The sequence below is a fragment of the Providencia sp. wls1943 genome (assembly GCF_009706275.1).
GTDB classification, from domain to species: domain Bacteria; phylum Pseudomonadota; class Gammaproteobacteria; order Enterobacterales; family Enterobacteriaceae; genus Providencia; species Providencia zhijiangensis.
On sequence record NZ_WLTU01000004.1, the window covers coordinates 194,797 to 221,468 of the forward strand.

The window sequence follows — 26,672 nt, forward strand, 5'->3', positions numbered from 1 at the left end:
CCCTATGATGGATATTTAAGAAGTGAGAACGTCTTGTGTACCACCTTTCGGCTCATCCGTGGCAATCCACGCGGCGCAAAAGAGCGTGAGTCGGGCAAAGAAATAGAAAAATGCCATTAACCCCAATACTGAACCGAAAGCTGCGCCCGATGGTGAAGAGGCTAAGGTTGGTAAAATCCATGTCATGACAGATTTGATGATTTCAAACCCAATAGCAGCGAGTAAGGTGCCTTTCAGCAGTGAGCGGCGACGGTGCTGCATACGTGGTAAAATCCAGAAAATCCACAAAAATAATAAGAAGTTAGCAGTAATTGAAATCGCTAAACCAATCAGGGTCCAAACGGGCTTAAGCCACTCAATGCTGTCTAAGCCAAGTGTACTGACAATGGTCGCTTGCGCAGAGCCTGCTACGGAGGTCAGTGTAATAGTGACAATCAACGCAATTAGTAAGCCAATTAGCGCGAAAAAATCACGAACATAGCGGAAAATGATATTTTCTTGCTCGGCTTCATTCCGTTCCCAAATGGTACGAGATTGCGCCAAAATGGCTAAGCGCAAGTTATTCACCCAGTTAACTCCAGAGTAAACGGCTAATGCTAAACCCGTTAACCCCACGGTGGTACGTTGGCGGATGGCGGTATCAATGGTCTGTTCAAGAGTATTGGCAAGTGTGGGATCAGTAATGTTGGCAGAAATGCCACGAATGAGCTTTTCAAGTAATTCAGGATTGCTGGCTAACACGAAACCTGCCGCAGCGAAGCTAAACATCAGTACGGGGATTAGAGATAAAAATGAGAAATAGGTAATTGCGGCGCCAAACTGGTTACCCATTCTATCGGTAAAACGTTGAGCCGTGCGGATTAAATGTGCAATAAATGGAATTGCACAAACAAAATCAACCACCCTCATTGAGAACGTTAGGGCTTTTTTACTGCCATCTAGGCTTTTGTTTAGAGTGGATTTTAATTTGTTGGTCTCTTTTTGTTGCTCATCTTGCATGTCTGACATGCGTTCCCCTTTTCACTGCTTAATCAAAATATGCTTATAATTCACCATTCTATATTCTTTTATACTATAGCCTAAGTTTGTTGATAATTTCACCCTATGCCTTTATTTATCCAAAATTAGGCATAGGGTGAGATAAAGAATAACAATTAACTATTTGATTAAACTTTAATTTTTATTAAAGGGTATCTTTGTAGATGTCTGAAAGGTCTTGGGCTTCTTGAAGCTCTGCCTTTGCTTCGGCAACTTTACGCTTATGTTTAGCGATTTTTTCAGGGTCACCTTTTTGAATAGATTCCTGCAATTCAGCTTCGCGCTCAGCAACTTTTTTTTGCTTTTCGGCAATTTTCTCCTGGCTATCGCGATACAGCGAATCAGAGGTACAGTAGCGGTTAACGTTTTCGAGTGCGCGCTCTAAGCCATTTACACGGTAGGTATTACCGTGTGCTTTGGCATATTTGAGCTGAGTTTCAATTTTCTGCTTTTTGATTTCACACCCTTGGGATGAATTACCTGCTATTGCAGGATTATTCACTAAAAATACAGCTAATATGGAAGATATTATAAATACTCGTTTCATTTGTTTTCCCTATTATGGTTTTTAATTTTGCTTAGGATAACTTTTTGGAAAGGAAAGGTCATGTGCAATTTTGTCATGTTTTGTCACTATGACAATCCCATCAAATTTTAGCTATAATGGCGCGAAAGAAATTATTTGGTCTATTTTTCATTCAACAGACCTTCTGTACAGATTCTATTAACAGCATTCACAAAAGTGACTGCTGAATTCCTCAGGAAATAAACGCGACATGTTAAGTTATCGTCATAGCTTTCACGCAGGCAACCATGCGGATGTTCTCAAACATACGGTGCAAAGTCTGATCATTGAGTCTCTTAAAGAAAAAGAGAAACCATTTCTGTATCTGGATACCCATTCCGGCGCGGGTCGTTATCAATTAACCAGCGAACATTCAGAAAAAACAGGGGAGTATCTCGAAGGGATTGCACGAGTTTGGGAGCAACCGGACTTACCTGAGGAACTATTGCCTTATATGCAAGTTGTACGCCGTTTAAATGAAAACGGTCGCTTACGCTATTACCCGGGCTCGCCACTATTAGCGAAACATTTACTGCGTGAGCACGATAAACTGATTTTAACTGAGTTACACCCAAGTGATTATCCACTATTGCGTGCTGAATTTTCTCGCGATGAGCGTGCACAAGTTGCCCGCGAAGATGGTTATCAACAGTTAAAATCGAAATTACCTCCACAAAGCCGCCGTGGTTTTATGCTGATGGATCCACCTTATGAGATGAAATCAGACTACGAAGCGGTCGTAAAAGGCGTCGTCGAAGGTTACAAACGTTTCGCAACAGGCACTTATGCGATTTGGTATCCAGTGGTTCTGCGCCAGCAAATCAAACGTATGGTGAACCAGCTAGAAGCAACGGGTATCCGTAAAATTCTGCAAATTGAATTAGCGGTGCGCCCTGACAGCGATCAACGCGGCATGACGGCATCCGGTATGATTGTCATTAACCCGCCTTGGAAACTTGAGCAGCAGATGAAAAATGTCCTGCCATGGTTACATAAAACACTGGTGCCAGAAGGCACTGGGCATACATTAGTTGAGTGGATTGTACCTGAGTAACAATAGACTCTGGCTATTGCAGTAACAGGCAATAGCTATCTTAAATGTTTATGTTTACATAGCATAATAAGAGAATATTAACGTATTCGTAATTCAACAAATGGGAACAACCAAGTTATGAGCAAACATTACGACTATATTGCAATTGGCGGCGGTAGCGGCGGTATTGCGTCAATGAACCGTGCGGCGATGTACGGACAAAAGTGTGCCCTGATTGAAGCTAAAGAGTTAGGCGGCACTTGTGTTAACGTCGGTTGTGTACCGAAAAAAGTGATGTGGCATGCAGCGCAAATTTCTGAAGCAATTCGTGCTTATGGTCCAGATTATGGTTTCGATACTACTATCAATGATTTCAACTGGAAGAAATTAATTGAGAGCCGTACAGCTTATATCGACCGTATCCACCAATCTTACGATCGCGTACTTGGCAATAATAAAGTCGATGTAATTAAAGGTTTTGCTCGTTTTGTTGATGCACATACTGTTGAAGTGAATGGCGAAATTTACACCGCGGATCATATTCTGATCGCAACGGGTGGTCGTCCGGTGATCCCTGCGATCCCTGGCGCAGAATATGGCATGACCTCTGACGGTTTCTTTGAGCTGGAAGCGCTGCCTAAACGTGTTGCTGTCGTCGGTGCAGGCTATATCGCTGTTGAACTGGCGGGTGTTTTAAATGGTTTAGGTAGCGAAGCGCACCTGTTTGTGCGTAAACATGCACCTCTACGTGCCTTTGATCCACTTATCGTTGAAACGTTAGTGGAAGTGATGAACGCAGAAGGCCCAACGCTGCACACAGAATCCATTCCGAAAGAAGTGGTTAAAAATGCAGATGGTTCACTGACACTGAAATTAGAAAATGGTCACGAGCAAACGGTTGATGCGCTGATTTGGGCAATCGGTCGTGAGCCAATGACGGATAACCTGAATATTGAAGCGGCAGGCGTTGAGCTAAACGCGAAAGGCTATATTAAAGTCGATAAATATCAGAATACTAATGTTGCTGGCGTGTACGCGGTAGGCGATAACACCGGTGCGGTAGAGTTAACGCCAGTAGCGGTTGCTGCGGGTCGCCGTTTGTCTGAGCGTTTATTTAATAACAAGCCTGACGAGCATTTAGATTACACCAACGTACCAACGGTGGTATTCAGCCATCCGCCAATTGGCACAGTAGGTTTAACCGAGCCAGAAGCCATTGAAAAATATGGCGAAGATGCAGTGAAATGCTACAAATCTTCATTTACTGCGATGTATACCGCTGTGACTTCTCATCGCCAACCATGCCGCATGAAGCTGGTGTGTGTGGGTAAAGAAGAGAAAATTGTCGGCATCCACGGTATCGGTTTTGGTATGGATGAAATGCTGCAAGGCTTCGCGGTCGCTCTCAAAATGGGCGCAACCAAGAAAGATTTCGACAACACTGTCGCAATCCACCCGACTGCTGCCGAAGAGTTTGTGACAATGCGTTAAGCATCGTTTAACTCTCTTTAGCGAGAAATTAAAAAGGCGCAGGTTAATTCTGCGCCTTTTTGTATTTCACGGTGATGAAAATACGTACTATATCGCTAGCAGCGCAGCAATCTCTGGGTGTGTTGCTAAGCTATCCATATAAGTTTGCATCGCAGGGGTGGCGGTATAGTTGCAATATTTAGTTAAAAACATCACAAAGCAGCCGACATACACATCCACTGCGGTTAATGTTTCACCGCAAATATAGGGCTTGGCGCTGGCTAGGCAGATATCTAGCGTTGCTAAAGTGCGTTCAACGCTGCCAAAGCCTGACGATTTTTGCTGTTCTTCTGTTAATTCCACACCTAAATCAAGGACGGTAAACGCAGATTCAATCGGACCTGCGGTGAATAAAAACCATCGGTAATAAGCACCACGCTCAGGGCTATTGAGCGCAGGAGCAAAGCCCTTTTCAATAAATTTATCGGCTAAATAAAGACAAATCGCCGCACATTCAGTAACAATGACATCTCCATCAACTAATGCGGGCACTTTTGCCATCGGATTAATGGCAAGGTATTCCTTGGTGTGCATCTCTGCACCATAAGCTAATTCAATGCGCTTATAGGGAACGTCCATCATTTTTAAGAGTAATTCAGCGGTATTGCCGCGGGACATTGCATTGGTAAATAGAACTAGCTCGCTCATCGTGATTTTCCTTAAATGAAGTAGAGCACTGACTATAAGCGAAGACAGTGTCAGAAATTGTCAGGAGCGACGCACAAGACTTCTTGCTGCCAGCGGGTGAGTAAATAGCCTTTCGGGTAGGGAAGTGTGTCGCTTAACACGGTGTAAGATTGCATTCTATCTAAGCGGAAATGGCGATAGCTTTGACGCAGCTCGCACCACGCAGCTAACACTTGGGTGTCTTTCATATAGCCTACCGCAATGGGCCAAATAATCCGTTCACTGGATTGCCCTTTAATATCCACATACGCGATTTTGGCTTTGCGCTCTTCCCGTAAACTCAGGCGTAAATTTTTAGCCACATGCTCGTCGATTTCATTAAGTTGGGTCGTTGGGGCAAATAACGTATTACTGTTTAGGATGATCTGCGCCTCTTTACCCACCACAGCATTAATTTTATTGAGTGCGCGCAGGGCAGAGTTTTTGAGTTCTTCATCGGCATTACTTTGTACCCAGCGTAAACCTAATATCAGTGCTTCCAGCTCATTTTCATCGAACATTAATGGTGGCAGTAATAATCCGCTTTTTAACTGATAACCAATGCCCGCTTCCCCGGTAATTTCAGCCCCCTGATCTCGCAGTGATTCAATATCCCGATAAATGGAACGAACACTCACCTCTAACTGACAGGCGAGGGCGTCTGCAGTGACTGGATAGCGATTTTCTTTCAGGATCTGGATCAGTGTGAGTAAGCGTTGGGTGCGAGTCATTCGGCTCTCAGTTAGGATGCTATGCAAAGAATTGCCATCATACTAAAGAAAGCCGCTATTGAATTCCAATCGTCTTTGTCATTCTGAATAAAACCTTCATTTCACCTTAATCTGATTGTCATCTTCCCGCCGTAGCCTGCCATGGCAATTTGAACGCGTGTGCAAAACGACTCAACCGAAAATTCGTACAGAAAAACAAGAGACACCCACTAGGAGAAGCAAATGATTAAGCGCACATTATTAACATCCGCTCTGATAGCCTCAACACTTGGCGCTAGCGCCTCAGAATTAATTATTGCCGGACGAGATAGCAGCTACGGTGATGCGATGCAGTTTGTGGTCGATGAATATAAAAAAAATAATCCTAAGGCTGAAATCACCTTAGTGAAGCGTCCAAGTAAAGGGTTGTATGAAAGCGTCGTGCTCTCGATGCGTGAAAAAACCGGTAACTATGATGTGATTTTAATGGATGACACATGGGCACCTGAATTCCTAGCCAATAAGTGGTTATCTCCACTTCCTGATTCACTTCAAGATAAAGACTTTATTCAATCCACCGTGGATATCGGTCGCCAAGATGGCAAAGGTGCGAGCTATGCATTGCCAATGGTCGGTAACGTAGCGATGTTCGCGTGGAATAAAGACCTATTCGACCAGTACAAACTTCAGCAACCGAAAACATGGACGGATGTGTTGAACTCAGCGAAAACCATTAGCCAAGATGGCAAAGCCAATGGCGTGGTTTATCGTGGTGTGAAAGGTAACTCGATCGTGACGGGATTTTTACCCATTTTATGGGGATATGGTGGTGATGTTGTCGATAAAAACAGAAAACCGACCTTAAATACCCTGCAAGCCAAACAAGCGTTAGAAACCTTCTTAGCGATGAAGCAATATGCGCCGAAAGGGGTGGATGTGTTTAACGCCGATGAAGTTCGCGATGCATTACAAAAAGGTACTGCCGCGATGGCAATCGAAGTGTGGCCAGCTTGGGTTCCTGATCTTGATAACGCTAAAGTCTCGAATGTGGTCGGCAAAATGGAAATGATGGCACCGCCAGCAGAAATCGGACAGCCAGCACCGATGCTGGGTATTTGGCAGCTTGCCATTCCGGCGGACGCGAAAAACAAAGCAGAAGCGGAGCAATTCCTCGCATTTGCTAGCAGCGCCGAAATGCAAAAAGCGTTAGCACTAAACTTCGGTACGCCGCCGACGCGCCATAGCGTGTATGCAGACCCGCAAGTTGTCAGTCAATACCGTTGGTATCCGCAACAAGCTGCCGCATTAGAAGCCGGTAAAGCGCGCCCACGCATTCAAAATTGGGCCGAAGTGGAAAGTATTCTTGGGGACTTTTTACAAATGGCGATGATGGGGCAAATGACTGCTGAGCAAGCTTTGGAACAAGCGCAAAAACGCATTGAACGTAGTACCAAAAAATAGCACCCAAAAAATAGCACCCAAAAAATAGCACCCAAAAAATAGTGATGTTTTCATGGCGCTAGTTTCTAGCGCCTTTATGGAATGCTGAGTATGTTATTTGAAAACCGTAAACAGTTGTTTTGGCTACTCCTCCCAGCGTTGATTATGCTGGGGTTATTGACGCTGTATCCCATCGTATCTGTGCTGTATCACGCATTTGGGCAAGTGGATTATATCGATGACAGCTACCATTTTATTGGCTGGTCGAATTTCTCTGAATTGTTTGATGACTTTTTCTTTTTGGCAGCCATCAAAAATACGTTCATTTTTACCCTCGTGGCATCCATCGCCCAAGTTCTTTTAGGGCTGTGGCTAGCACTGCTGTTTAACCGTCAATTTTCTGGGCGTAAATTTGCATTGCCCATCATTATCTACCCGATGATGCTCTCCACGCTGGTGTGCTCCTCGATTTGGCGCTCTTGGTATAACTACGATTTTGGATTCTTAAATAGCCTGCTGGTGGCGGTGGGCTTACCCGCCCAAGAGTGGTTATTCAATCCAGATTTAGCCTTATATTCCATTGCGTTAGTAGATACATGGCAATGGACGCCAATGGCATTTTTGATCATTTTGGCGGGCTTGCAATCCATTCCTAAAGATATTGGTGAAGCGGCGATGGTGGATGGTGCAAAAGGCTGGAAATCCTTTGTGTACATCACGCTTCCACTGATCAAAAAGCAACTAATGTTGGCGTTTTTACTGCGCTCTATCGATACCTTTAAGTTATTCGACAAAGTGTATGTGATGACGGGGGGCGGCCCCGGAAATTCAACCGAGACATTATCCATGTTTGTCTATAAATACGGTTTCCGCTTCTTTGACTTGGGCATGGCCAGTGCGGCGGCGTTAGTGATGTTGGCGATCTCCTTGCTGATGACATTGATTTATGCCCGCAACGTCATGAAAGGACGCTGATCATGAAAGCCAAAATACACACATTGTTAGTTTGGTTGGCGGTGTTTTTCATGACGCTGCCGATTATTTGGATGTTCGGTACCGCGTTTAAATCCCCGTCTGAAATTATGCAATCGGGGGCGCAATTACTGCCAAGTCAACCGAGCTTATCGTCGTTTGAAAAGCTATTTGAAGGGGATTTACTGCGTTTAGTGGGCAATACGGTTTTAGTCTCGGTGGGGGCAACGGCGGTTTCGGTGGTGCTAGCATTCTTTTGTGCTTACGCCTTAGTGCGTTATCGCTTCCCCGCTAAGCTCGATAACGTGTTTTTGCTCGGTGTATTGATTATCAAAATGATGCCGCCGATTGTGATTGCCATCCCGCTCTATTCCTTGATGAACCATGTCGGATTACTGAATACGCGCATTGGGCTGATTTTGTCTTATCAGGTGTATACCTTGCCGTTTTGTATCTGGATGCTGCTTGGCTTTATTCGCGATATTCCATTAGAAATTGAAGAGGCGGGAGCGATGGATGGGGCGAACTTACTGCGGCGTTTAGCCTATATCGTCTTTCCGCTTTGTGCGCCGGGGTTAGTCGCGACGGCGATTTTTTCCATGATCCTCGGCTGGAATGAGTTTTTATTCTCGCTGTTATTTATTCATACGCCAGACAAATTCACCATCCCATTATTTATCTCCAACTTTATGACTGAAGACGGTACCGCGTGGGGAGAAATGATGGCGATAGGGATTGTTTCTTCGTTGCCGATGTTGGCACTGGCGGGCTATATGCAGCGCTATTTATTACGTGGCTTCTCGATGGGATTGAAATAGTAGGCACTTATCATGAAAAAACTCGAACTGATTAACATTGGTAAAAGCTACGCAGGGCACTGCGTGATCCCGCAAGTGGATTTAACCATCGACAATGGCGAATTTGTGGTGTTTGTCGGGCCTTCTGGCTGCGGGAAATCCACGTTGCTACGCATGATTGCAGGGCTTGAATCCATCACCGAGGGGGAGCTGAAACTCAATGGTCAACCTCTAAATGATGTACATCCCTCACTGCGACAAGTGGCAATGGTGTTCCAATCCTACGCCCTGTATCCCCATATGAGCGTAGAGAAAAATATGGGATTCCCACTGAAGATGGCGGGGATGAGTGCACAAGAAATTACCCAAAAAGTACGGGAAACCGCTGAGAGTTTACAACTCACCCCTTTACTTGACCGACTCCCATCTGCGCTATCTGGTGGGCAGCGTCAACGGGTGGCGATTGGACGTGCGATTGTGCGTGACCCTGAGTTATTTTTGTTTGATGAGCCACTGTCTAACCTTGATGCCAAATTACGCGGGGAGATGCGCATTTACTTGAAGCAACTTCACCAAAACTTGAAAGCCACCATGATTTACGTGACTCACGACCAAGTTGAAGCGATGACGTTGGCTGACCGCATTGTGGTTTTAAATCAAGGATGTATTGAGCAAGTCGGCACACCTGAAACACTGTACCAGAAGCCAGCCAATAAATTTGTAGCGTCGTTTATTGGGTCACCGGTGATGAATTTTCTCGCACCGAAAATGTTCGATTCAATCAATATTTCGCTCCCTGCTGGGGCAGAGTGTGTGGGCGTTCGCCCTAATCAAGTGGTGGTGGATAGCCAAAATCCAGATGCCTTTATGCCAATCACGGTGGTGGAGCCTCTCGGGCATTCACGACTCTACTATGGTTTTCTACAAGGCTCCGGTTCTCTACAAGGCTCCGGTTCTCTGCAAGGGCAGCATTTTGTGGTGGAAAGTGACCAAGTTTATGGTTTGGGAGATAAGTTACCCATAAGCTTAGCGCGTTCGACGTTGCACTTTTTTGATGAGCAAGAACAACGGATTGAAATGGCTAAAACAAGGAAAAACTATGCAGCCTAGCTTTCAAATTACGGTAGTGGGAACGGGGGATGCTTATGATAGTGAGCGCATCAATGCCAGCATTCTGGTGGAAGAGTCAGATTATCAATTGCTGGTGGATTGTGGTCCAACGGTGCCTCAAGCGCTGTTTGGAAAAATGCATGTGGAAGAGTTAGATGCTATCTACTTGACCCATACCCACCCTGACCACTGTTTGGGGCTAACCTCCTTGCTTAACTGGATGGATTCATACCGGCGAAAGCGCCCACTGACGATTATTGCTCAGCGGGAACAATGGGGGCTATTAGCGCCGCTTCTTGCCTTTGCCCATTGGCCTAAAGCGCAATTAGGTTTTGAAATCATCCAACAAAATAGTGAAGAGATTCAATTTATTGGTGATTGGAAAGTGACGACGGCGTTAACTCAACATTCGGTCAGTAACCGTAGTTTGCACCTGACTGCGAATTCGGGGCGCAGTCTGTTTTACTCAGGGGATGGTGAGATTTCGCCCCAAGGGGAACAACTGGCACTACAAAGTGATTGGGTATTTTTGGAATGTGAAACCCTCGATATTCATCCGAGTCATGGCTCTTGGGCGTCACTACAGCAGCGATTACAAAAGTTATCTCCAAAATCGAATAGCCAATGGCGGCTTTATCATATTGAGCAGCGCTCCCGAGATAGTTTGAGTGAACATATTGTCGAATATCCGTTTCTTCAGTTGGCTCAGCAGGGGGAATGCTTATCATGATGCAAAATCGAAAAGTGACGGCATCGGATGTGGCTGAGGTGGCAGGCGTTTCCCGTTCGTCGGTATCCCGGGCATTTACGGAGGGCGCGAGTATCCACCCGAAAAAGCAGCAAAAGATTTTAGATGCGGCGAAGCAACTGGGTTATCAACCTAATTTTTTTGCTCGTACACTGAGCACGCCTAATCAGAAAAAACGTTCCAATATCGTGGCGATCCTTGTCAGTGATTTATCGAACCCGTATGAATCCTATTTGTTTGAAGCCTTATCCAGCGCATTACAAGGGCACAGGAAACAGCCAATGCTATTGAATGTGAAACAGGCGGACGACCTTGATGCGGCGATTTTGCAATTATCGGGATACCAAATTGATGGAGTGGTCGCTGTGGTGGGGTCACTGCCAGCGGAGCATTTTCATCAATGTTTAAAGCTCTCTTTACCGCTAATTACATTGGGGCGCAGTGATGATGCGGGATTGATCCCTTCAGTACAAACAGATAACCAATTAGCCGGGGAAATGGCGGCAAAATATCTATTAAGTTTAGGCTTAACTCAGTTGGGATTTCTGGCAGGGCGTGGAGATGGGCAGGCATCAAATGAGCGCTATCAAGGTTTTAAACGCTATTTAATGGCTGCGGGCTATCCTGAACCCGTATGTCTATCCGCGGGGAGTTATCGTTATCAAGCAGGCTTTGAGGCGGCGTTGCAGCATCAGCAGCAACTTCAATCGCTGGATGGCTTATTTTGTGCCGCAGATTCTTTGGCGCTGGGGGTAATGGATTGTTGCCGGCAAGAGTTGAATATCGCGGTTCCTGCACAACTCAGACTCGTGGGGTGTGATGATATTCCGATGGCGGGGTGGCAAGGGTATCAGCTCACCACATTGGCGCAGCCTGTGAATCGTATTGCCCAGCAAGTGATTACCTTGCTCGAAGGCATTTGGGCGCAGTCAGAGAATCAACCGAATCTTATCAAGCTTGAACCTGAGCTGATTGTGCGCAAAAGCGCATAAAAAATGCCTCGAATGAGGCATTTAGAGAGGCAATTTACTGGCTTTTTTGCCACCAGGAAACAATATAGTCCGCCACCTGTTCAGGATTATTGATATCCAATTGCGGGACGTCAGTATCGATAATTTCGTCGCTGGCAACCGCCACAACGTACTCGTCGATTAAGCCGTTTAGCGGTTTACCTACATCGGAGCGAAATAGTGCGATTTTATCGATGGGCTCACTCTTGAATCCTTCCACTAAGATCAGATCTAGCGAAGCAGGATCAAAGCGGCTGGCGAGATAGCTCAGATCCATTTCATTGCATTCAGGGGTTTCGGTCATTAATGCCCAGCGCTGATTGCTTGCCACTAACGTTTGGTCTGCACCTGCTTTGCGTAATTCATAACTGTCTTTGCCCGGCGTATCAATTTCCATATCGTGATGCGTGTGCTTGATTAAGCCCACACGAACATGACGCTGTCTCAGTAAAGGGATAACTTTCTTGAGCAAAGTTGTTTTCCCGGTGCCACTGTAGGCGGTGATCCCGAGTAGAGGTAACGTGTTCTGGTTCATGATTTTTTTTGTTGTAACTCCCAGTTACGGCTATCTTCCGGCGTATTTAAGTTAGCAAATGTGCCAGTTTCAGAGGTAAATATGACGCCTTTTGCATCGATCTCACGCATAAATAGCATCAATTTGCGATCTCCTCTTGCGAGGTAATCATCCAACGGTTTCTGGAGAGACCGATGGAGTAGGGTAAATGTCGGGTGTTCTCGTTCGTTATCACAGGCGTAGCAGGCAAGGTGCTTGCCTTTTTCGCGAAACATTTTTTCGGCTAAATCAGTTGGGAATTCGGGAACATCACAAGGGACAAATAGCAGCCAATCGGTGGTGACTTGATGAAGTGCAGCTTGCATCCCTGCTAAGGGGCCCGAAAAATCTGCGGTTAAATCCGTGAAAACGGGCAGCTGGCTTTGTGCATATTCTGCATGGTGGCGATTAGCATTGATCATCAATTGACCGACTTGCGGCTGCAAACGTTCAATAATATAGCGGTATAGCGGCTTACCCAATAAAGGAATTAAACCCTTATCTTGGCCACCCATGCGGGTGCCTTTGCCCCCTGCGAGGATCACGCCTGTAATCGACTGACGAAATGACATGTTCAATATCTCTGAAAATCTTAGCGAAAATGTTTTAACGAACTTAAGTAGTTTTTTGAGTATAGTAACAGCTAAAATCTATTCTATTTTCCTATAAAATCAATGAATATTAATACAAGAAACGGTTAAACTTTACTTAGATTGACAACTGTTCCCTTTTTCTCTTGTAGGATTATTGGTAACTTGTATCGAATATTCGTGATAAGGAATAAACATGAAATGCCATCGTTTAAATGAAGTCATCGAACTTCTGCATCCAGTATGGAAGGACAATTCAGATTTAAATTTAGTGCAATTACTGCAAAAACTGGCAGATGAAGCAGGTTTTAAAGGCAGTTTATCTGAACTGACAGACGACGTATTAATTTATCATCTAAAAATGCGTGGCACCGACAGCAATGCGGTGATCCCCGGTATTCAAAAAGATTACGAAGATGATTTTAAAACGGCCATTCTACGTGCTCGTGGCATCATAAAAGATTAAATGAACATGGATTTAACAGAACAATCGAGCTTCCACTTTAGTGGGATCTCCCCTGATTTGATCCTTGATGCGCTGATGGAAGCGGGGATTTACCCAGAATCAGGGCTGACAGAGCTTAACAGCTATGAAAATCGCGTTTTCCAATTTCAGGATGAAAATCGCCAGCGCTATGTGGTGAAATTTTATCGTCCTGAACGTTGGAACCGTTCTCAAATTCAAGAGGAGCATGATTTTACCCTTGAGCTGCAAGATGAAGGCTTATCGGTGGCTGCGCCGTTAGAATTTGCCGGACAAACAGTATTAGAGTTTGGTGGGTTTATGTTTGCACTCTTTCCGAGTATCGGAGGGCGCCAATATGAAACGGACAATTTATTCCAGCTTGAGGGTGTCGGCCATTTATTAGGGCGAGTGCATCAAATCGGTAAACAGCGAAACTTTGCATTTCGTCCGACTCTTGGTGTGGAAGAGTATCTCGACCAACCGAGAAATATTATCGCCGCCAGTTCATTAATTACTGAGCGTGATAAAGCACCATTGATAGATTCACTCGATAAGTTGATTGCCCAAGTTAAAGCCCTGTGGCCTGCTCAGCAATCTTTTATTCGCCTACAAGGGGATTGCCATCCCGGCAATATTTTGTGGCGTGATGAAGCGTGGCTGGTGGATTTTGACGATGCACGCAATGGCCCTGCGGTGCAAGATCTATGGATGTTGCTTAATGGTTCGCGCCAAGAGCAAATTATCCAACTGGATACGTTATTAGAAGCGTATAACGAGTTTTGTGATTTTGATGTACGTGAGTTAAAGCTGATTGAACCGCTACGTGCGATGCGAATGGTGCATTATTTAGGATGGATCCTTCGTCGCTGGCAAGATCCCGCTTTCCCGAAAGCATTTTCTTGGATCCAATCTGCTGATTTTTGGCAAAAGCAATCTATCGAGTTTGCACAGCAAACTGAGCGGTTGTTAGATGCTCCTTTGCAATTGAACCCGCAATTTTAATATTTAAGACTGTGTTTTTGGAGAAAGTTTTCTATGAAAAAAATCATGTTGGCTTTGATTGGTATCGCCATGTCTTTTGGTGCTGCGGCAGCAAATTATTCAGAAGGTAAAGAGTACACGGATGTTAAGCCTCCGGTGCAAGACTTACCGCAAGTGCTGGAGTTTTTCTCATTCTACTGCCCACACTGTTATCAGTTTGAAAGCATCTACAAAGTGCCACAAACGGTTGAGAAAAACCTGCCAGAAGGTGTCACTAAAGCGCGTTATCACGTTGATTTCTTAGGCCCTCTAGGCGCTCAAATGACTCAAGCGTGGGCTGTGGCGATGGTGCTGAAGGTTGAAGATAAAGTGACGCCAATTCTGTTTGAAGGCATTCAGAAAACGCAAACTATCAATACCCCTGCAGATATCCGTAATGCGTTTATTAAAGCAGGCGTAACAGGTGAAGAATACGATGCAGCGCTGAATAGCTTTGTCGTGAAATCACTCGTCGCGAAGCAACAAAATGCAGCACAAGATTTAAAACTGCGTGGCGTGCCAGCGTTATTCGTCGATGGTAAATATCAAATCCGTAATAACGGAATTTCTGTCGATAACGCAGAGGATTATGCTAAAGAATACTCAAAAGTTGTGAACTTCTTAGTCAGTAAAAAATAATCCGTGAAGATAGCGGCAATTTGCCGCTATCTTTTTATTTGCTGATTGTCCGTTATCAATATCCACAATTCGACCATTCCCCCTGATTTGCGATAAATCAAAGCCTCATTAGCTAACTTATTGATTTTATTTTATTGTTTTCTTCTTGCAATTCTCTTACTCATTGAATCCTTTAGATAACTAAATTTTACTCACAAAGTTATCCACAGGAAGTTATCGTGTAAAAAATGGGATAACTTGGCGGGACATTGAATCTCAAGGTGTATCTGAAGCCACAATGTGGCATCCTATCCCCCATTCATTCCCGATAAAAAAGATGATGACAGATTATGGCTCAGATTGCTGAAAATCCCCTTATTTTGGTAGATGGCTCTTCCTACCTGTACCGTGCTTATCATGCATTCCCTCCATTGACCAACAGCGCTGGTGAACCGACCGGAGCGATGTATGGCGTGTTGAATATGCTGCGTAGCCTGATCATGCAATATACCCCGAGTCATGTGGCGGTTGTCTTTGATGCCAAGGGAAAAACGTTCCGTGATGAACTGTTTGAAAGCTACAAATCCCATCGCCCGCCAATGCCGGACGATCTGCGCGCTCAAATCGCACCATTGCATGAAATGGTGGAAGCGATGGGGCTGCCGCTGCTAGTGGTGCCTGGTGTGGAGGCGGATGACGTCATCGGTACGTTGGCGCGTGAAGCGAGCAGCAAAGGGATGCCAGTGCTGATCAGTACGGGCGATAAAGATATGGCGCAGTTGGTGGAGCCGAATATCACCCTGATCAACACGATGACCAATACCATCTTAGGCCCTGAAGAAGTGGAAGCGAAGTATGGGGTTCCACCAAGCTTAATTATCGACTTTTTAGCCTTAATGGGTGACTCATCCGATAACATTCCGGGCGTACCGGGTGTCGGTGAAAAAACCGCATTAGCGTTATTGCAAGGTATTGGTAGCTTAGATGACATCTATAAAAACTTAGATGCGATTGCTCCACTCGGTTTCCGTGGTTCTAAGACCCTCGCACCAAAAATGGAAGAGAACCGTGAACTTGCACTGTTATCTTACCAATTGGCGACGATTAAAACGGATGTTGAGCTAGAAAAACCGTGTGAAGAACTCAAAGTGACGGAACTGGATGCGGATAAACTTCATTCGCTGTTTAGCCGTTATGAATTTAAACGCTGGTTGGCCGATGTTGAAAATGGTAGCTGGATGGATGGCAAAGGGGCAAAACCGACTAAAGCCGCAGAAAGTTACCGTGCACCAGAAAGCCAGTCTGCGACAAAATCTAAGCCAGCAGTTCCAACGTTATGTGCTGAAAATTACCAAACAATTCTCGATAAAGAACAGTTAGATAACTGGGTGAAAAAGCTCAGTGAAGCAACACTGTTTGCCTTTGATACAGAAACCGACAGCTTGGATACCCAAGAAGCTCGATTAGTCGGGATGTCTTTTGCCATCGAAGTGGGTCATGCTGCGTATTTACCCGTGGGACATGACTATCTTGATGCACCAGATCAGTTGCCTTTAAAAGACGTTTTGGCAGTGATGAAGCCTATCTTAGAAAATGAGAAAATCGGCAAAATCGGTCAGAATCTAAAATACGATGCGGAAGTGTTATTAAATTACGATATTTCGCTAAAAGGCATCAAGTTTGACACTATGTTGGAATCTTATGTGTTGAACAGTGTGGCAGGCATGGGACGTCATGATATGGACAGCCTGGCAGATCGCCATCTCAACCATAAGACCGTGAGTTTTGAAGAGATAGCGGGTAAAGGCAAAAAGCAGTTAACCTTTAACCAAATTCCATTGGAACAAGCGGCAAATTATGCGGCGGAAGATGCGGATGTGACATTGCTGCTGCATCAAGCGCTGTATCCGCAACTGGAAGCCGAGCCAAAATTAGCCCACGTTTTCCAAAATATCGAAATGCCGTTGGTGCCAGTGTTGGTGCGTATGGAGCGCAAAGGTGTACTGATTGACGCGGCGGCATTAGGAGCGCAGTCTCAGGTTATCACCGCGCGTTTAGCTGAGCTGGAAAAACAGGCGTTTGAGTTAGCGGGTGAAGAGTTCAATTTGGCATCTCCGAAACAGTTGCAGACGATTTTATTCGAAAAACTGCAATTGCCAGTTATCAAGAAAACGCCAAGTGGCGCCGCTTCAACCAACGAAGAAGTATTGGAAGAGCTGGCATTAAACCATGCATTACCAAAGTTACTGTTAGAGCATCGTAGCTTAGCGAAGCTAAAATCTACTTATACGGATAAGCTGCCGCTGATGATTAATCCAAAAACTCATCGTGTGCATACCTCTTATCACCAAGCAGTAACGGCGACGGGGCGTTTGTCTTCCCGTGACCCGAACTTGCAAAATATTCCTGTGCGTACTGAAGAAGGTCGCCGTATCCGCCAAGCGTTCGTGGCGCGTGATGGCTACAAAGTGATGGCGGCGGACTATTCGCAAATTGAATTGCGTATTATGGCACACCTTTCCCAAGACAAAGGCTTATTGACGGCGTTTGCGGAAGGTAAAGATATCCATAGAGCCACCGCAGCCGAAGTGTTTGGGGTTCCATTAGAGGAAGTTACCAGCGACCAACGCCGTAGTGCAAAAGCGATTAACTTCGGTTTGATTTATGGCATGAGTGCATTTGGTTTGGCTCGCCAGTTAGGGATCCCTCGTGGAGAAGCGCAGCGTTATATGGATCTCTACTTTGAGCGTTATCCAGGTGTGTTGCGTTATATGGAAAATACGCGTCTGCAAGCGTCTGAACAAGGTTATGTTGAGACACTAGAAGGCCGTAGATTGTATCTTGCAGATATTAAATCCAGTAATGGTATGCGCCGTAAAGCGGCAGAACGCGAAGCGATCAACGCCCCAATGCAAGGTACTGCTGCCGACATCATCAAAAAAGCGATGATAGCGGTAGATAACTGGCTCGAAACTGAAAAACCAGATGCGGATATGCTCATGCAGGTGCACGATGAACTGGTGTTTGAAGTCAAAGAGTCCGAGTTAGAGAAGGTGAAAGCGAAGGTTCAGGCGCTGATGGAGCAGAGTATGGTACTGGATGTTCCTCTGAAAGTGGAGGTGGGGGTTGGCTCGAACTGGGACGAAGCCCATTAATACTCGTCATATTTCACGCTGTGGCGGCGTTGGTTTCACTCAGCCACTTGGGTCACATACTTGTGTATGCTCCCCAAGCTGTCTTCGTTCACCGCCTTACCACAACATGAACTATTTAGAGTATTGGTTGGCACAACGATCTTAGATGTAAAAACTAAAAGCAAGAGCTAAGCAAAAGATAATGTAAGGCACCCCAAAGGTTGGCGACAATGTTTGGGGTGTTTTTTTATGTTTGGAATATTTTTATAGTGGTATTTACGCAGTAAATTGGAGGCGTTTTATTCCCTTTAAATTTCACATAATTCATGGGTAAAACACTGAATTTTAAATATATCGCTGGGATGGAGAAGGTTGTTATTATGCGACTTAGATCTCATAAATATGTAGTAAAAATACGTTTTTAACGAATTATTAGGCAATTTAAAGGGCTGAATCGTAGTAAGCTTTGAAAAAAAACTACAAAAAGCCTTTTTTTCGAGCGGAAAATAAAGTACATTATCAGGCGTAGGGTACAGAGGTAAGATGTTCTATCTTTCAGACCTTTTACTTCACGTAATCGGATTTAGCTGAATATTAGCTGCTCCAGTCAAGTTTTTGACTGGAGCATTTTTTTTGCATAAATTCTGATGCGCTAACGGCATAGACCGTTGTACGCCGCGATTGGCGTACAAGGAATGAAAAGATTATTCTGCGGCGTTACTATACCAACTGTCGAGTTTGATACGTAATTTATCGATACCCATTTTTTTCAGGGCAGAGAAATATTCCACTTCAATATCGCCTTCCGCTGATAACGGTGCTAATGCTTGGCGAACTTCCATTAACTGTTTCTTTCTTGCGCCTGATGCGAGCTTATCTGCTTTAGTCAGTAGAACAAGAACAGGAATGCTCATGGCGACGGACCATTCGATCATCTGCATATCGAGGTCTTTTAATGGATGGCGGATATCCATCAAAATCACTAACCCTTTGATACATTCTCTTTTCTGCAAATATTCACCGAGAGCTTGCTGCCATTTGCGCTTCATCTCTTCAGGTACTTCGGCATAACCGTAGCCCGGAAGGTCAACTAGGCGAATGCCCTCTTCAACTTCAAATAGGTTGATAAGCTGAGTTCTTCCCGGTGTTTTACTGGTTCGCGCTAAGCTTTTTTGCTGTGTTAATGCATTTAATGCACTGGATTTGCCCGCGTTAGATCGGCCAGCAAACGCCACCTCAATACCCGTATCTTTTGGTAGATGACGGATATCGGGGGCACTGATGACAAATTTTGTCATGTGGTAGTTGTGGTTTTTAATTGCCATTGGTGGTTCTCCCTGAGTAGCCTCAAAAGGCTGGGGGATTATAGCGACTGAATAGCATACAAACAACAAAAGGGGGATATTTGGTGTGATATCTATTTGAGAATGACATTATGCGAAGGCTTTTTCATTAAATTGCTCTACAATTAATTTAATTCAGCGAAATTTAACTATTTGGCGTAAATATAGGTAAATCTTTAGCAATTACCCCCGCTTCGCTCTAGAATTGGGCATTAATATGTTTTTGGGTATTAACAAAAGGGATCTTGAATGTTGAAACGAATTTTTGTGCCATTATTGGCAATCTGTGCAATGAGCACCACTTCTCTTGCATTAGCCGCGGGTGAAACTTACGTTAAATTAGTCACCTCTGCAGGTAATATTGAATTAGAACTCAATAGTAAAAAAGCCCCTGTTAGTACTGAAAACTTCCTACAATATGTTAATGAAGGCTATTACAACGGAACAACCTTCCATCGTGTTATTCCTGGATTTATGATCCAAGGCGGCGGTTTTAATAAAGAATTGCAGCAAAAACAAACCCGTGCACCAATCGCTAACGAAGCTGATAATGGTTTACGTAATTTACGTGGCACTATTTCAATGGCTCGTAGCGCAAATAAAGACAGTGCAACCAGCCAATTCTTTATTAATGTTGCTGATAACGCATTTTTAGATCACGGGCAACGTGATTTCGGCTATGCGGTATTTGGTAAAGTTGTTAAAGGAATGGATGTTGCAGACAAAATTTCTAAAGTGAAAACAGAGAACGTAGGTCCATATCAAAATGTTCCTGTTGAACCTATTACGATTATTTCCGCGGAAGTGATTAAAAAGCCTTAATACTGTTTGCTGTAATATCGTCTAATAGAGAGGGTGGTTCTTGTTAATCATCCTCTTATCATAAAGCCTTTCTTTGCATTTTTTCTTAAATTCTTTCCATTATAAGTCATCCCAACTCACTTCTATTTCATCATCACTCATGCGTTTAATTGTTTTTTTATTAGTCTGATTGCTTCTATTTTATTCCATTGTATTTAAAGCATTTATTATCAAATTTTGAATGTTGTTATATTTTTGTGAACATAATACCATGATTTTTATATGGAAATTTTGTACTGAAAGTGGGTTGCTTGACGTAAATAAGCTATTTTCCTGTCTTGGCTGTGCTATGATAGCCGCCCTTTGTGATAATTTATGGTTTTTGGGACGCGTTCTAATTGCTAACCACCACGAATTATGCATAAACAAAAAACTTATAATGATAAAAATCAGTCGGATAGGCTACTATGCTTTTACTTATTGATAATTACGATTCATTTACATACAACTTATACCAATATTTCTGCGAACTAGGGGCGGAAGTGCTGGTGAAACGTAATGACGAAATTACCATTGAAGAAATTGAACAACTGGCTCCAACCCATTTGGTCATTTCACCGGGTCCTTGCACGCCTGATGAGGCGGGAATTTCGTTGGAAGCGATAAAATATTTCGCCGGAAAATTACCTATTTTGGGTATTTGCCTAGGGCATCAAGCTATTGGGCAAGCATTTGGCGCGTCTGTTGTGAAAGCACGAGAAGTGATGCACGGCAAAACGTCATCTATCCACCATAATCATCAAGGGGTATTTAAAGGACTGAATCGGCCTTTAACCGTGACTCGCTATCACTCTTTAGTGATTGCAGCAGAAACGCTACCCGCCTCTTTTGATGTCTCCGCGTGGTCACTGAATAACGGGGATATCGATGAAATTATGGGGATCCGCCATAAAACCCTGCCTATTGAAGGGGTTCAATTCCATCCTGAAAGTATTCTCAGCGAACAAGGTCATGAGCTGTTGAGTAATTTTCTCAAGTATTAGTGGTTGATTTTCGCGAATAGCAAAATTAATTATGCATATTTTACCCTTCCCTATTGCTCTTTATTGATTTTTTATTCATATTTGATGCTTATATTTTCACTTAAGCATTCGATAAAGAGCAGGTGAGGGGTATGTCAGAACAACACGCAGTCAATCGGCAGACTTTTGATCAGGTCATGTTACCTATTTTTTCGCCAGCTGAATTTATTCCAGTTAAAGGCGAAGGCAGCCGCGTTTGGGATCAGCAAGGTAAAGAATACATTGATTTCGCAGGCGGGATCGCGGTTTTAGCGCTAGGTCATTGCCATCCAAGCCTCGTTGCGGCTGTACGTGAGCAAAGCGAAAAACTTTGGCATGTGAGCAATGTTTTTACCAATGAACAGGCGTTAAAACTAGCCCAAAAATTAACGAAAGCAACGTTTGCGGATCGTGCATTCTTTGTGAACTCAGGGTCTGAAGCGAATGAAGCCGCATTCAAGCTAGCGCGTCGTTATGCCATCACCAAATATAGCCCGTATAAAACGAAGATCATTGCATTCAAGCAAGCATTCCACGGCAGAACATTATTTACTGTCTCAGTTGGCGGACAAGCGAAATATGCAGATGGTTTTGGTCCAAAGCCAGCTGATATTATTCACGTGCCTTTTAATGACCTTGATGCCGTTAAAGCCGTGATTGATGAAAATACTTGCGCAGTGGTATTGGAGCCGGTTCAAGGGGAAGGCGGGGTAACCCCAGCAACATCAGAATTTCTGCAAGGAGTTCGTAAACTTTGCGATGAAAATAATGCATTACTTATTTTTGATGAAGTGCAAAGTGGAATGGGGCGTACGGGGAAATTATTCTCTTATATGCACTACGATGTCACTCCCGATATATTAACCACTGCAAAAGCGCTCGGAGGCGGTTTCCCTATCAGTGCGATGATCACAACCGCGGAAATTGCTAATACTATGGAAGTGGGTTCACACGGAACCACTTATGGCGGTAATCCGCTAGCGTGTGCGGTCGGTAATGCCGCTTTCGATATCATCAATACCGATGAAGTACTCGATGGTGTTGCTAAGCGTCGTGAGTTATTTGTTGCCCATTTAAACAAGCTTAATGACCAATATGGAATTTTTGCTGAAATTCGCGGAATGGGCTTATTAATTGGCGCAGAACTGAATGGCAAATTGCTGAATCGCTCAAAAGATATTCTACAAGCTTGTGCTGCAGAAGGGCTGATGATGCTTAATGCGGGCACGAATGTATTGCGCTTTACTCCATCGCTGATTATTTCTGAAGATGAAATTAATAGCGGTATGGCGAAATTGGAAACTGCAATTAGCAAACTGCTGGCTTAATTGTCTTTTTATAGTGACAGAGGCAAATTTGCCTCTGTCACTGAACTATTCTTCAAGTTGTTACTTGTTATTAAGCTTAGCTAATTTTATTTTAATCTTCGCAGAATGTACTTCTTCTTTGGATATTTGCTCGCTTAGACTATTTAGACCATGAAGGGTTTCTTGCGTTTTTTTCAACAGCGCATCTAATTTTTTAGTATCGGGTTTTCCTTGATTTGATGCTATTTCTGGTGATTTTCTATTTAGTGGAAACTGATATTTTTTACTATTATGTTTAGCTCTTAGCATTGATGTTTTAGTTTGGTATATTTCCCCATTAAATTGATATGTTCTAACGGTTGGTTTTACTTTTATATTTCTTCTAGGTAATACTTTATCAGTTTTATTATATGTGGCATGGTTTGAGTTATTATCTTTCAGTTTAGTGGAGTCTGTTTCTATTTTTTTCTGTGCTTTTGTATTTTCTGATAAATATCCAGAGTCATTAGAATTATTCGAATAATGGCTTGATGAGTTAGAATTTAAGCTTTCATTGCTAGAATATAACTGACTTTCTATCTTGTTCAGTGAATCCATATTTTCTAAGTGTCGATTTATTGACTTCATGTCAGTCTCATCAATAAGTAATTTATTTAGTTGATGTGTTGATGGAATTGCTAAGCTAACAAGACGGTCGGTGATTTTTTTTTGTAAACTATCTTGAATATGATTGGTATCATCATTCCACTCAAACTCCTCATTGAACTCAAATTCGGTATCACTGCTCTTTGCTTCATTCTCATCTTTTATTTTTGAAATAGAAGCTTTCTGTATCATACTTGATTCAGCTTCTTTTCTTATTCTCTCTTCATCTGCTTTTATTTCATTCTCTTTGTCTGTCTCTATTTTTTTTAGCTGTTCAGCTAATTTAGCTTGTGATGATTTTAGAGTGCTAAGGTTGTTCTCAACCTTCTGAGTCGATGCAGTATTCTGATGAGTGATTACTTCACTTGATCTTGTTTCTTCATGTTTTATTGGGATCTTAATTTCCTTTTTAAAAGTAACACGAAATTTCTCATTCTTATTTTTATTAAATATACTTTTTAAATAACGAATGCCTTTTTCATGAGTCGATTTTATTTCTAAAATCAAGTTTGAAAATCTGCTTGATGAACGATTTAATTTAAAATCTTTAAAAACGTTGGTTTCTGGAGTACTTGTTTTATCAATTAGCATTAGTTCGGCATCCTGTTTCTCATTAATAAGTGGCTCATTTTTTATTGAGACGGAATGGTTGAAAATACGTGGGGATTTAAGAATTAGAAAATGACCATTAGCTTCAATAGCCTCATGGTATTTATAGGGAAGTGTTATTTTCTCTACTGGAGGTGAGTATTTAATTAGATTAATTTCTTTTTGTTCACTTGGCTCAAAATGACAAGTCGATACGGCGAAATGCTTTTTTTGATAATGTAAATTAGATAGGTGATTATTATCGGGTACGCATGAACCAATATTACTGGTTTTTTTTATTTTATTAGATAATGATGAAGTGGTTATGGTTTTATTATCATTGATATTAATGATACTTTCGCTTCTTGGATTGATATTTTTAATCATCGTGTTGTCAACTCTTAATAATGGTTTAGTTACCACTATATTAGTTTGACAATTAACTATAATTATATAAAGAAACGATACTCATCAATGAGAGTATATAGATGAGAGGGGGAAATAAAGGATCCTAAGTAAGAAAAATAGCTTTGTACGTGGAGTATAAAGCTATTTCAATATCGAAGCCCCACCCAAAAGGGTGAGGCTGAAAGGCAAATCAGCGGGTACCGTAAACAACAATCGTTTTGCCGTGTGCGGAGATTAAGTTTTGATCTTCCAGCATCTTTAAAATACGACCGACAGTTTCGCGAGAGCAACCTACGATTTGACCGATTTCCTGACGAGTAATTTTGATTTGCATACCGTCTGGGTGAGTCATCGCATCAGGCTGTTTAGCTAAATTCAACAAGGTTTGAGCAATACGACCAGTAACATCTAAGAATGCAAGGTTACCCACTTTTTCGGATGTGGTTTGCAAACGATTCGCCATTTGCGCGGAAAGGCGCATCAGGATATCTGGATTGACTTGAATCAGCTGACGGAATTTTTTGTAAGAAATTTCCGCGACTTCGCAAGCAACTTTCGCGCGAACCCACGCAGTACGTTCTTGCCCTTCTTCAAATAACCCAAGTTCGCCAATGAAATCTCCCTGATTTAGGTAAGAGAGAATCATTTCCTTGCCTTCTTCATCTTTGATTAAAACAGCCACTGAGCCTTTAACAATGTAGTAAAGGGTTTCTGCTTTTTCACCCTGATGGATCAGAGTGCTCTTGGATGGATACTTATGAATATGGCAGTGTGACAAAAACCATTCAAGAGTAGGGTCTGTTTGTGGCTTGCCGAGAACCATTAGCGTTATCCTCTGTATGTTATTGCAACCTTTCGAAAAGTAGGAAAAGGCTGACTTTAAAGTGTCTAGCTTAGCATATTAAGTCGCATTGATGCCTATTATTAATGCTGCTCTAGGCCAACGCAAATTAATATCAATTGTATAATATAATCAATTAAATCGTTGAGTTTTGATCTTAATCCTATCAACTGACCATTGTTTGTATCATATCCAATGCCGAAAGTCTTCCCTGTATCGCTTCAGCCTAATAATGCTGATATAACATTGTCTAGATATATGGAACAATATGGCGATAAATATCACTATTTTCGAGAGGAATAAAAAATGGAAGCACGCGTAAAGTGGGTTGAAGGGCTCTCTTTTCTAGGTGAGTCGGCATCAGGTCATCAAATTATGATGGATGGTAATGCGGGCGATAAAGCACCAAGTCCGATGGAAATGGTTCTAATGGCGGCAGGCGGATGCAGTGCGATTGATGTGGTTTCTATTTTACAAAAAGGTCGTCAGGATATTGTTGATTGTGAAGTGAAGTTAACTTCACAGCGTCGTGAAGAAGCCCCGCGTTATTTTACGGATATCAACCTACATTTTATTGTGACGGGACGTGAACTAACGGACAAAGTAGTGGAGCGTGCGGTTCAACTTTCTGCAGAAAAATATTGTTCCGTTGCTATCATGTTAGAAAAAACAGTTAACGTGACTCATAGCTTCGAAATTAAAACGCCGTAATTGTTTTCTTGCTATTAAGATGCTTATCGACAATTAAGATAAGCATCTTGTTATTTATCTCTTTAATGAGAATCTCAAACTACCCATTTCGCTGTTTCATTAATTTTTCCACTAATGGCATCATAATAAGTTCCATCGCGAGTCCTAATTTCCCACCGGGTACCACAATGGTATTCATCGCTGAAATAAACGAGCCATTTAACATGGATAATAAATAAGGGAAATCGATCTGCTCTAATCCTCTAAAGCGAATAACGATAAAACTTTCGTCCTGTGAAGGTATTGCTTTGGCAGAGAAAGGGTTAGAGGTGTCAACGGTAGGAACCCGCTGGAAGTTAATATGAGTACGGGAAAACTGCGGCGTAATATAGTTAATATAGTCACCCATCGAACGTACAACCGAATCCATCACGGCTTCACGAGAATGCCCTCGCTCAGTGGTATCTCGGATCAATTTCTGAATCCATTCAAGGTTAACAATCGGCACCACACCGACAAGTAAATCAACATGCTGAGCAACATCATGTTCTGGGGTGACAACGCCGCCATGTAATCCTTCATAAAACAGCACATCGGTATTGGCTGGTAGCGATTCCCACGGGGTAAACGTACCAGGTTGCAGACCATAGGGCACCGCTTCATCGTAAGTATGTAAATATTTTCGAGATTGACCGCTGCCAGTTTTAGCATAGTCAATTAGCGTCTGTTCAAGTAGAGAAAAATCGTTGGCCTCAGGGCCGAAATAACTGATATGGCGCCCTTGCTCGCGGGCTTTACGAATAGCCATATCCATTTCAGGGCGGGTATAACGGTGAAAACTATCGCCCTCAAGGGTGGCTGGGCGGATATTTAATTGATGGAAAATTTTACGAAAAGCTTGGCTCGTTGAGGTTGTTCCTGCGCCACTCGAACCCGTCACTGCAATAATCGGATGCTTCTTCGACATAGTGGACTCCCTGTTTTACGC

Annotated in this window: 27 protein-coding genes; 17 read left to right on the forward strand and 10 right to left on the reverse strand. The window is 43.2% G+C overall.

All coding sequences use genetic code 11. The features are described 5' to 3' along the window. Window positions 1–15: 15 nt before the first annotated feature. Both yhjD and GKR48_RS01680 read right to left on the reverse strand, forming a co-directional pair. The gene (gene yhjD, locus GKR48_RS01675) at window positions 16–1,008 is read right to left on the reverse strand and encodes an inner membrane protein YhjD (protein WP_154626478.1); all 993 of its coding nucleotides are present in this window, start codon (window positions 1,006–1,008) and stop codon (window positions 16–18) included. Between the two features lie 175 nt (window positions 1,009–1,183). Next, a complete protein-coding gene (locus tag GKR48_RS01680) occupies window positions 1,184–1,585 on the reverse strand; it encodes a DUF1090 domain-containing protein (protein ID WP_154626480.1) in 402 nt (133 codons plus the stop codon). Window positions 1,586–1,814: 229 nt separating this feature from the next. On the opposite strand from GKR48_RS01680, the gene GKR48_RS01685 reads away from it, so the two are divergent. Next, window positions 1,815–2,657, forward strand: a complete 843-nt coding sequence (locus tag GKR48_RS01685; RefSeq protein ID WP_154626482.1) for a 23S rRNA (adenine(2030)-N(6))-methyltransferase RlmJ — start codon at window positions 1,815–1,817, stop codon at window positions 2,655–2,657. A gap of 117 nt (window positions 2,658–2,774) precedes the next feature. Beyond that, the gene (gene gorA / locus GKR48_RS01690; protein ID WP_154626484.1) at window positions 2,775–4,127 is read left to right on the forward strand and encodes a glutathione-disulfide reductase; all 1,353 of its coding nucleotides are present in this window, start codon (window positions 2,775–2,777) and stop codon (window positions 4,125–4,127) included. Window positions 4,128–4,214: 87 nt separating this feature from the next. Here gorA and GKR48_RS01695 read toward each other — a convergent pair whose 3' ends face one another. Both GKR48_RS01695 and GKR48_RS01700 read right to left on the reverse strand, forming a co-directional pair. Continuing rightward, on the reverse strand, window positions 4,215–4,814 hold the full coding sequence (locus GKR48_RS01695) for a glutathione S-transferase family protein (protein WP_154626486.1): 600 nt from the start codon (window positions 4,812–4,814) through the stop codon (window positions 4,215–4,217). 50 nt (window positions 4,815–4,864) lie between these two features. Beyond that, window positions 4,865–5,563 (reverse strand): helix-turn-helix transcriptional regulator, encoded by a 699-nt coding sequence (locus GKR48_RS01700; protein ID WP_154626488.1) that lies wholly within the window; start codon window positions 5,561–5,563, stop codon window positions 4,865–4,867. 222 nt (window positions 5,564–5,785) lie between these two features. Here GKR48_RS01700 and GKR48_RS01705 point away from each other — a divergent pair, with 222 nt between their 5' ends. From GKR48_RS01705 to GKR48_RS01730, 6 genes are all read left to right on the forward strand, one after another. Further along, window positions 5,786–7,003: an ABC transporter substrate-binding protein gene (locus GKR48_RS01705; protein ID WP_154626490.1), complete on the forward strand. Its 1,218-nt coding sequence runs from the start codon at window positions 5,786–5,788 to the stop codon at window positions 7,001–7,003. A gap of 90 nt (window positions 7,004–7,093) precedes the next feature. Beyond that, complete coding sequence (locus GKR48_RS01710) at window positions 7,094–7,957, forward strand: carbohydrate ABC transporter permease (RefSeq protein WP_154626492.1); 864 nt, start codon at window positions 7,094–7,096, stop codon at window positions 7,955–7,957. Window positions 7,958–7,959: 2 nt separating this feature from the next. After that, window positions 7,960–8,772: a carbohydrate ABC transporter permease gene (locus GKR48_RS01715; RefSeq protein ID WP_154626494.1), complete on the forward strand. Its 813-nt coding sequence runs from the start codon at window positions 7,960–7,962 to the stop codon at window positions 8,770–8,772. 12 nt (window positions 8,773–8,784) lie between these two features. After that, window positions 8,785–9,861, forward strand: coding sequence for an ABC transporter ATP-binding protein (locus GKR48_RS01720; RefSeq protein ID WP_154626496.1), 1,077 nt, complete (start codon window positions 8,785–8,787; stop codon window positions 9,859–9,861). Then, on the forward strand, window positions 9,851–10,591 hold the full coding sequence (locus GKR48_RS01725) for a ribonuclease Z (RefSeq protein ID WP_154626498.1): 741 nt from the start codon (window positions 9,851–9,853) through the stop codon (window positions 10,589–10,591). The genes GKR48_RS01720 and GKR48_RS01725 overlap by 11 nt, the downstream gene beginning before the upstream one ends. Next, the gene (locus GKR48_RS01730) at window positions 10,588–11,601 is read left to right on the forward strand and encodes a LacI family DNA-binding transcriptional regulator (RefSeq protein ID WP_154626501.1); all 1,014 of its coding nucleotides are present in this window, start codon (window positions 10,588–10,590) and stop codon (window positions 11,599–11,601) included. Before GKR48_RS01725 ends, GKR48_RS01730 begins: the two co-directional genes overlap by 4 nt. Window positions 11,602–11,635: 34 nt before the next feature. Here the strand turns inward: GKR48_RS01730 and mobB are convergent, their stop codons facing one another. Next, window positions 11,636–12,154: a molybdopterin-guanine dinucleotide biosynthesis protein MobB gene (gene mobB / locus GKR48_RS01735; protein ID WP_154602313.1), complete on the reverse strand. Its 519-nt coding sequence runs from the start codon at window positions 12,152–12,154 to the stop codon at window positions 11,636–11,638. After that, entirely contained in the window at window positions 12,151–12,744 is a 594-nt protein-coding gene (gene mobA / locus GKR48_RS01740; protein WP_154626502.1) for a molybdenum cofactor guanylyltransferase MobA, read from the reverse strand. Before mobA ends, mobB begins: the two co-directional genes overlap by 4 nt. A gap of 214 nt (window positions 12,745–12,958) precedes the next feature. Here mobA and GKR48_RS01745 point away from each other — a divergent pair, with 214 nt between their 5' ends. From GKR48_RS01745 to GKR48_RS18290, 5 genes are all read left to right on the forward strand, one after another. Continuing rightward, complete coding sequence (locus GKR48_RS01745; protein ID WP_006659561.1) at window positions 12,959–13,228, forward strand: YihD family protein; 270 nt, start codon at window positions 12,959–12,961, stop codon at window positions 13,226–13,228. Beyond that, window positions 13,229–14,230: a serine/threonine protein kinase gene (locus GKR48_RS01750; RefSeq protein WP_418055364.1), complete on the forward strand. Its 1,002-nt coding sequence runs from the start codon at window positions 13,229–13,231 to the stop codon at window positions 14,228–14,230. It abuts the gene before it with no gap. A 33-nt stretch (window positions 14,231–14,263) separates the two neighbouring features. Next, on the forward strand, window positions 14,264–14,887 hold the full coding sequence (gene dsbA, locus GKR48_RS01755) for a thiol:disulfide interchange protein DsbA (RefSeq protein WP_036948659.1): 624 nt from the start codon (window positions 14,264–14,266) through the stop codon (window positions 14,885–14,887). 329 nt (window positions 14,888–15,216) lie between these two features. Continuing rightward, on the forward strand, window positions 15,217–18,021 hold the full coding sequence (gene polA, locus GKR48_RS01760; RefSeq protein ID WP_154626504.1) for a DNA polymerase I: 2,805 nt from the start codon (window positions 15,217–15,219) through the stop codon (window positions 18,019–18,021). 522 nt (window positions 18,022–18,543) lie between these two features. Then, the gene (locus GKR48_RS18290) at window positions 18,544–18,591 is read left to right on the forward strand and encodes a hypothetical protein (RefSeq protein ID WP_438361642.1); all 48 of its coding nucleotides are present in this window, start codon (window positions 18,544–18,546) and stop codon (window positions 18,589–18,591) included. A gap of 113 nt (window positions 18,592–18,704) precedes the next feature. On the opposite strand, the gene yihA is transcribed toward GKR48_RS18290, so the two are convergent. Further along, window positions 18,705–19,325: a ribosome biogenesis GTP-binding protein YihA/YsxC gene (gene yihA, locus GKR48_RS01765; RefSeq protein ID WP_132496945.1), complete on the reverse strand. Its 621-nt coding sequence runs from the start codon at window positions 19,323–19,325 to the stop codon at window positions 18,705–18,707. Between the two features lie 267 nt (window positions 19,326–19,592). Here yihA and ppiA point away from each other — a divergent pair, with 267 nt between their 5' ends. The 3 genes from ppiA (at window position 19,593) to GKR48_RS01780 (ending at window position 22,533) form a co-directional block, all read left to right on the forward strand. After that, window positions 19,593–20,165 carry a peptidylprolyl isomerase A gene (gene ppiA, locus GKR48_RS01770; protein ID WP_108478750.1) on the forward strand — a complete coding sequence of 191 codons (573 nt, stop codon included), beginning with the start codon at window positions 19,593–19,595 and terminating at the stop codon, window positions 20,163–20,165. A 446-nt stretch (window positions 20,166–20,611) separates the two neighbouring features. Further along, window positions 20,612–21,187 carry an aminodeoxychorismate synthase component II gene (locus GKR48_RS01775; protein ID WP_154602318.1) on the forward strand — a complete coding sequence of 192 codons (576 nt, stop codon included), beginning with the start codon at window positions 20,612–20,614 and terminating at the stop codon, window positions 21,185–21,187. Window positions 21,188–21,318: 131 nt separating this feature from the next. Continuing rightward, on the forward strand, window positions 21,319–22,533 hold the full coding sequence (locus tag GKR48_RS01780) for an aspartate aminotransferase family protein (protein ID WP_154626506.1): 1,215 nt from the start codon (window positions 21,319–21,321) through the stop codon (window positions 22,531–22,533). 60 nt (window positions 22,534–22,593) lie between these two features. Here the strand turns inward: GKR48_RS01780 and GKR48_RS01785 are convergent, their stop codons facing one another. Both GKR48_RS01785 and crp read right to left on the reverse strand, forming a co-directional pair. Then, window positions 22,594–24,132 carry a hypothetical protein gene (locus GKR48_RS01785; protein ID WP_154626508.1) on the reverse strand — a complete coding sequence of 513 codons (1,539 nt, stop codon included), beginning with the start codon at window positions 24,130–24,132 and terminating at the stop codon, window positions 22,594–22,596. A gap of 211 nt (window positions 24,133–24,343) precedes the next feature. Further along, a complete protein-coding gene (gene crp / locus GKR48_RS01790; protein ID WP_006659550.1) occupies window positions 24,344–24,976 on the reverse strand; it encodes a cAMP-activated global transcriptional regulator CRP in 633 nt (210 codons plus the stop codon). Between the two features lie 324 nt (window positions 24,977–25,300). Between crp and GKR48_RS01795 the strand changes: the two genes are divergently transcribed. Beyond that, entirely contained in the window at window positions 25,301–25,705 is a 405-nt protein-coding gene (locus GKR48_RS01795; RefSeq protein ID WP_154626510.1) for an OsmC family protein, read from the forward strand. Between the two features lie 79 nt (window positions 25,706–25,784). Here GKR48_RS01795 and GKR48_RS01800 read toward each other — a convergent pair whose 3' ends face one another. Continuing rightward, the gene (locus GKR48_RS01800; RefSeq protein WP_154626512.1) at window positions 25,785–26,651 is read right to left on the reverse strand and encodes a phosphoribulokinase; all 867 of its coding nucleotides are present in this window, start codon (window positions 26,649–26,651) and stop codon (window positions 25,785–25,787) included. Window positions 26,652–26,672: the final 21 nt, after the last annotated feature.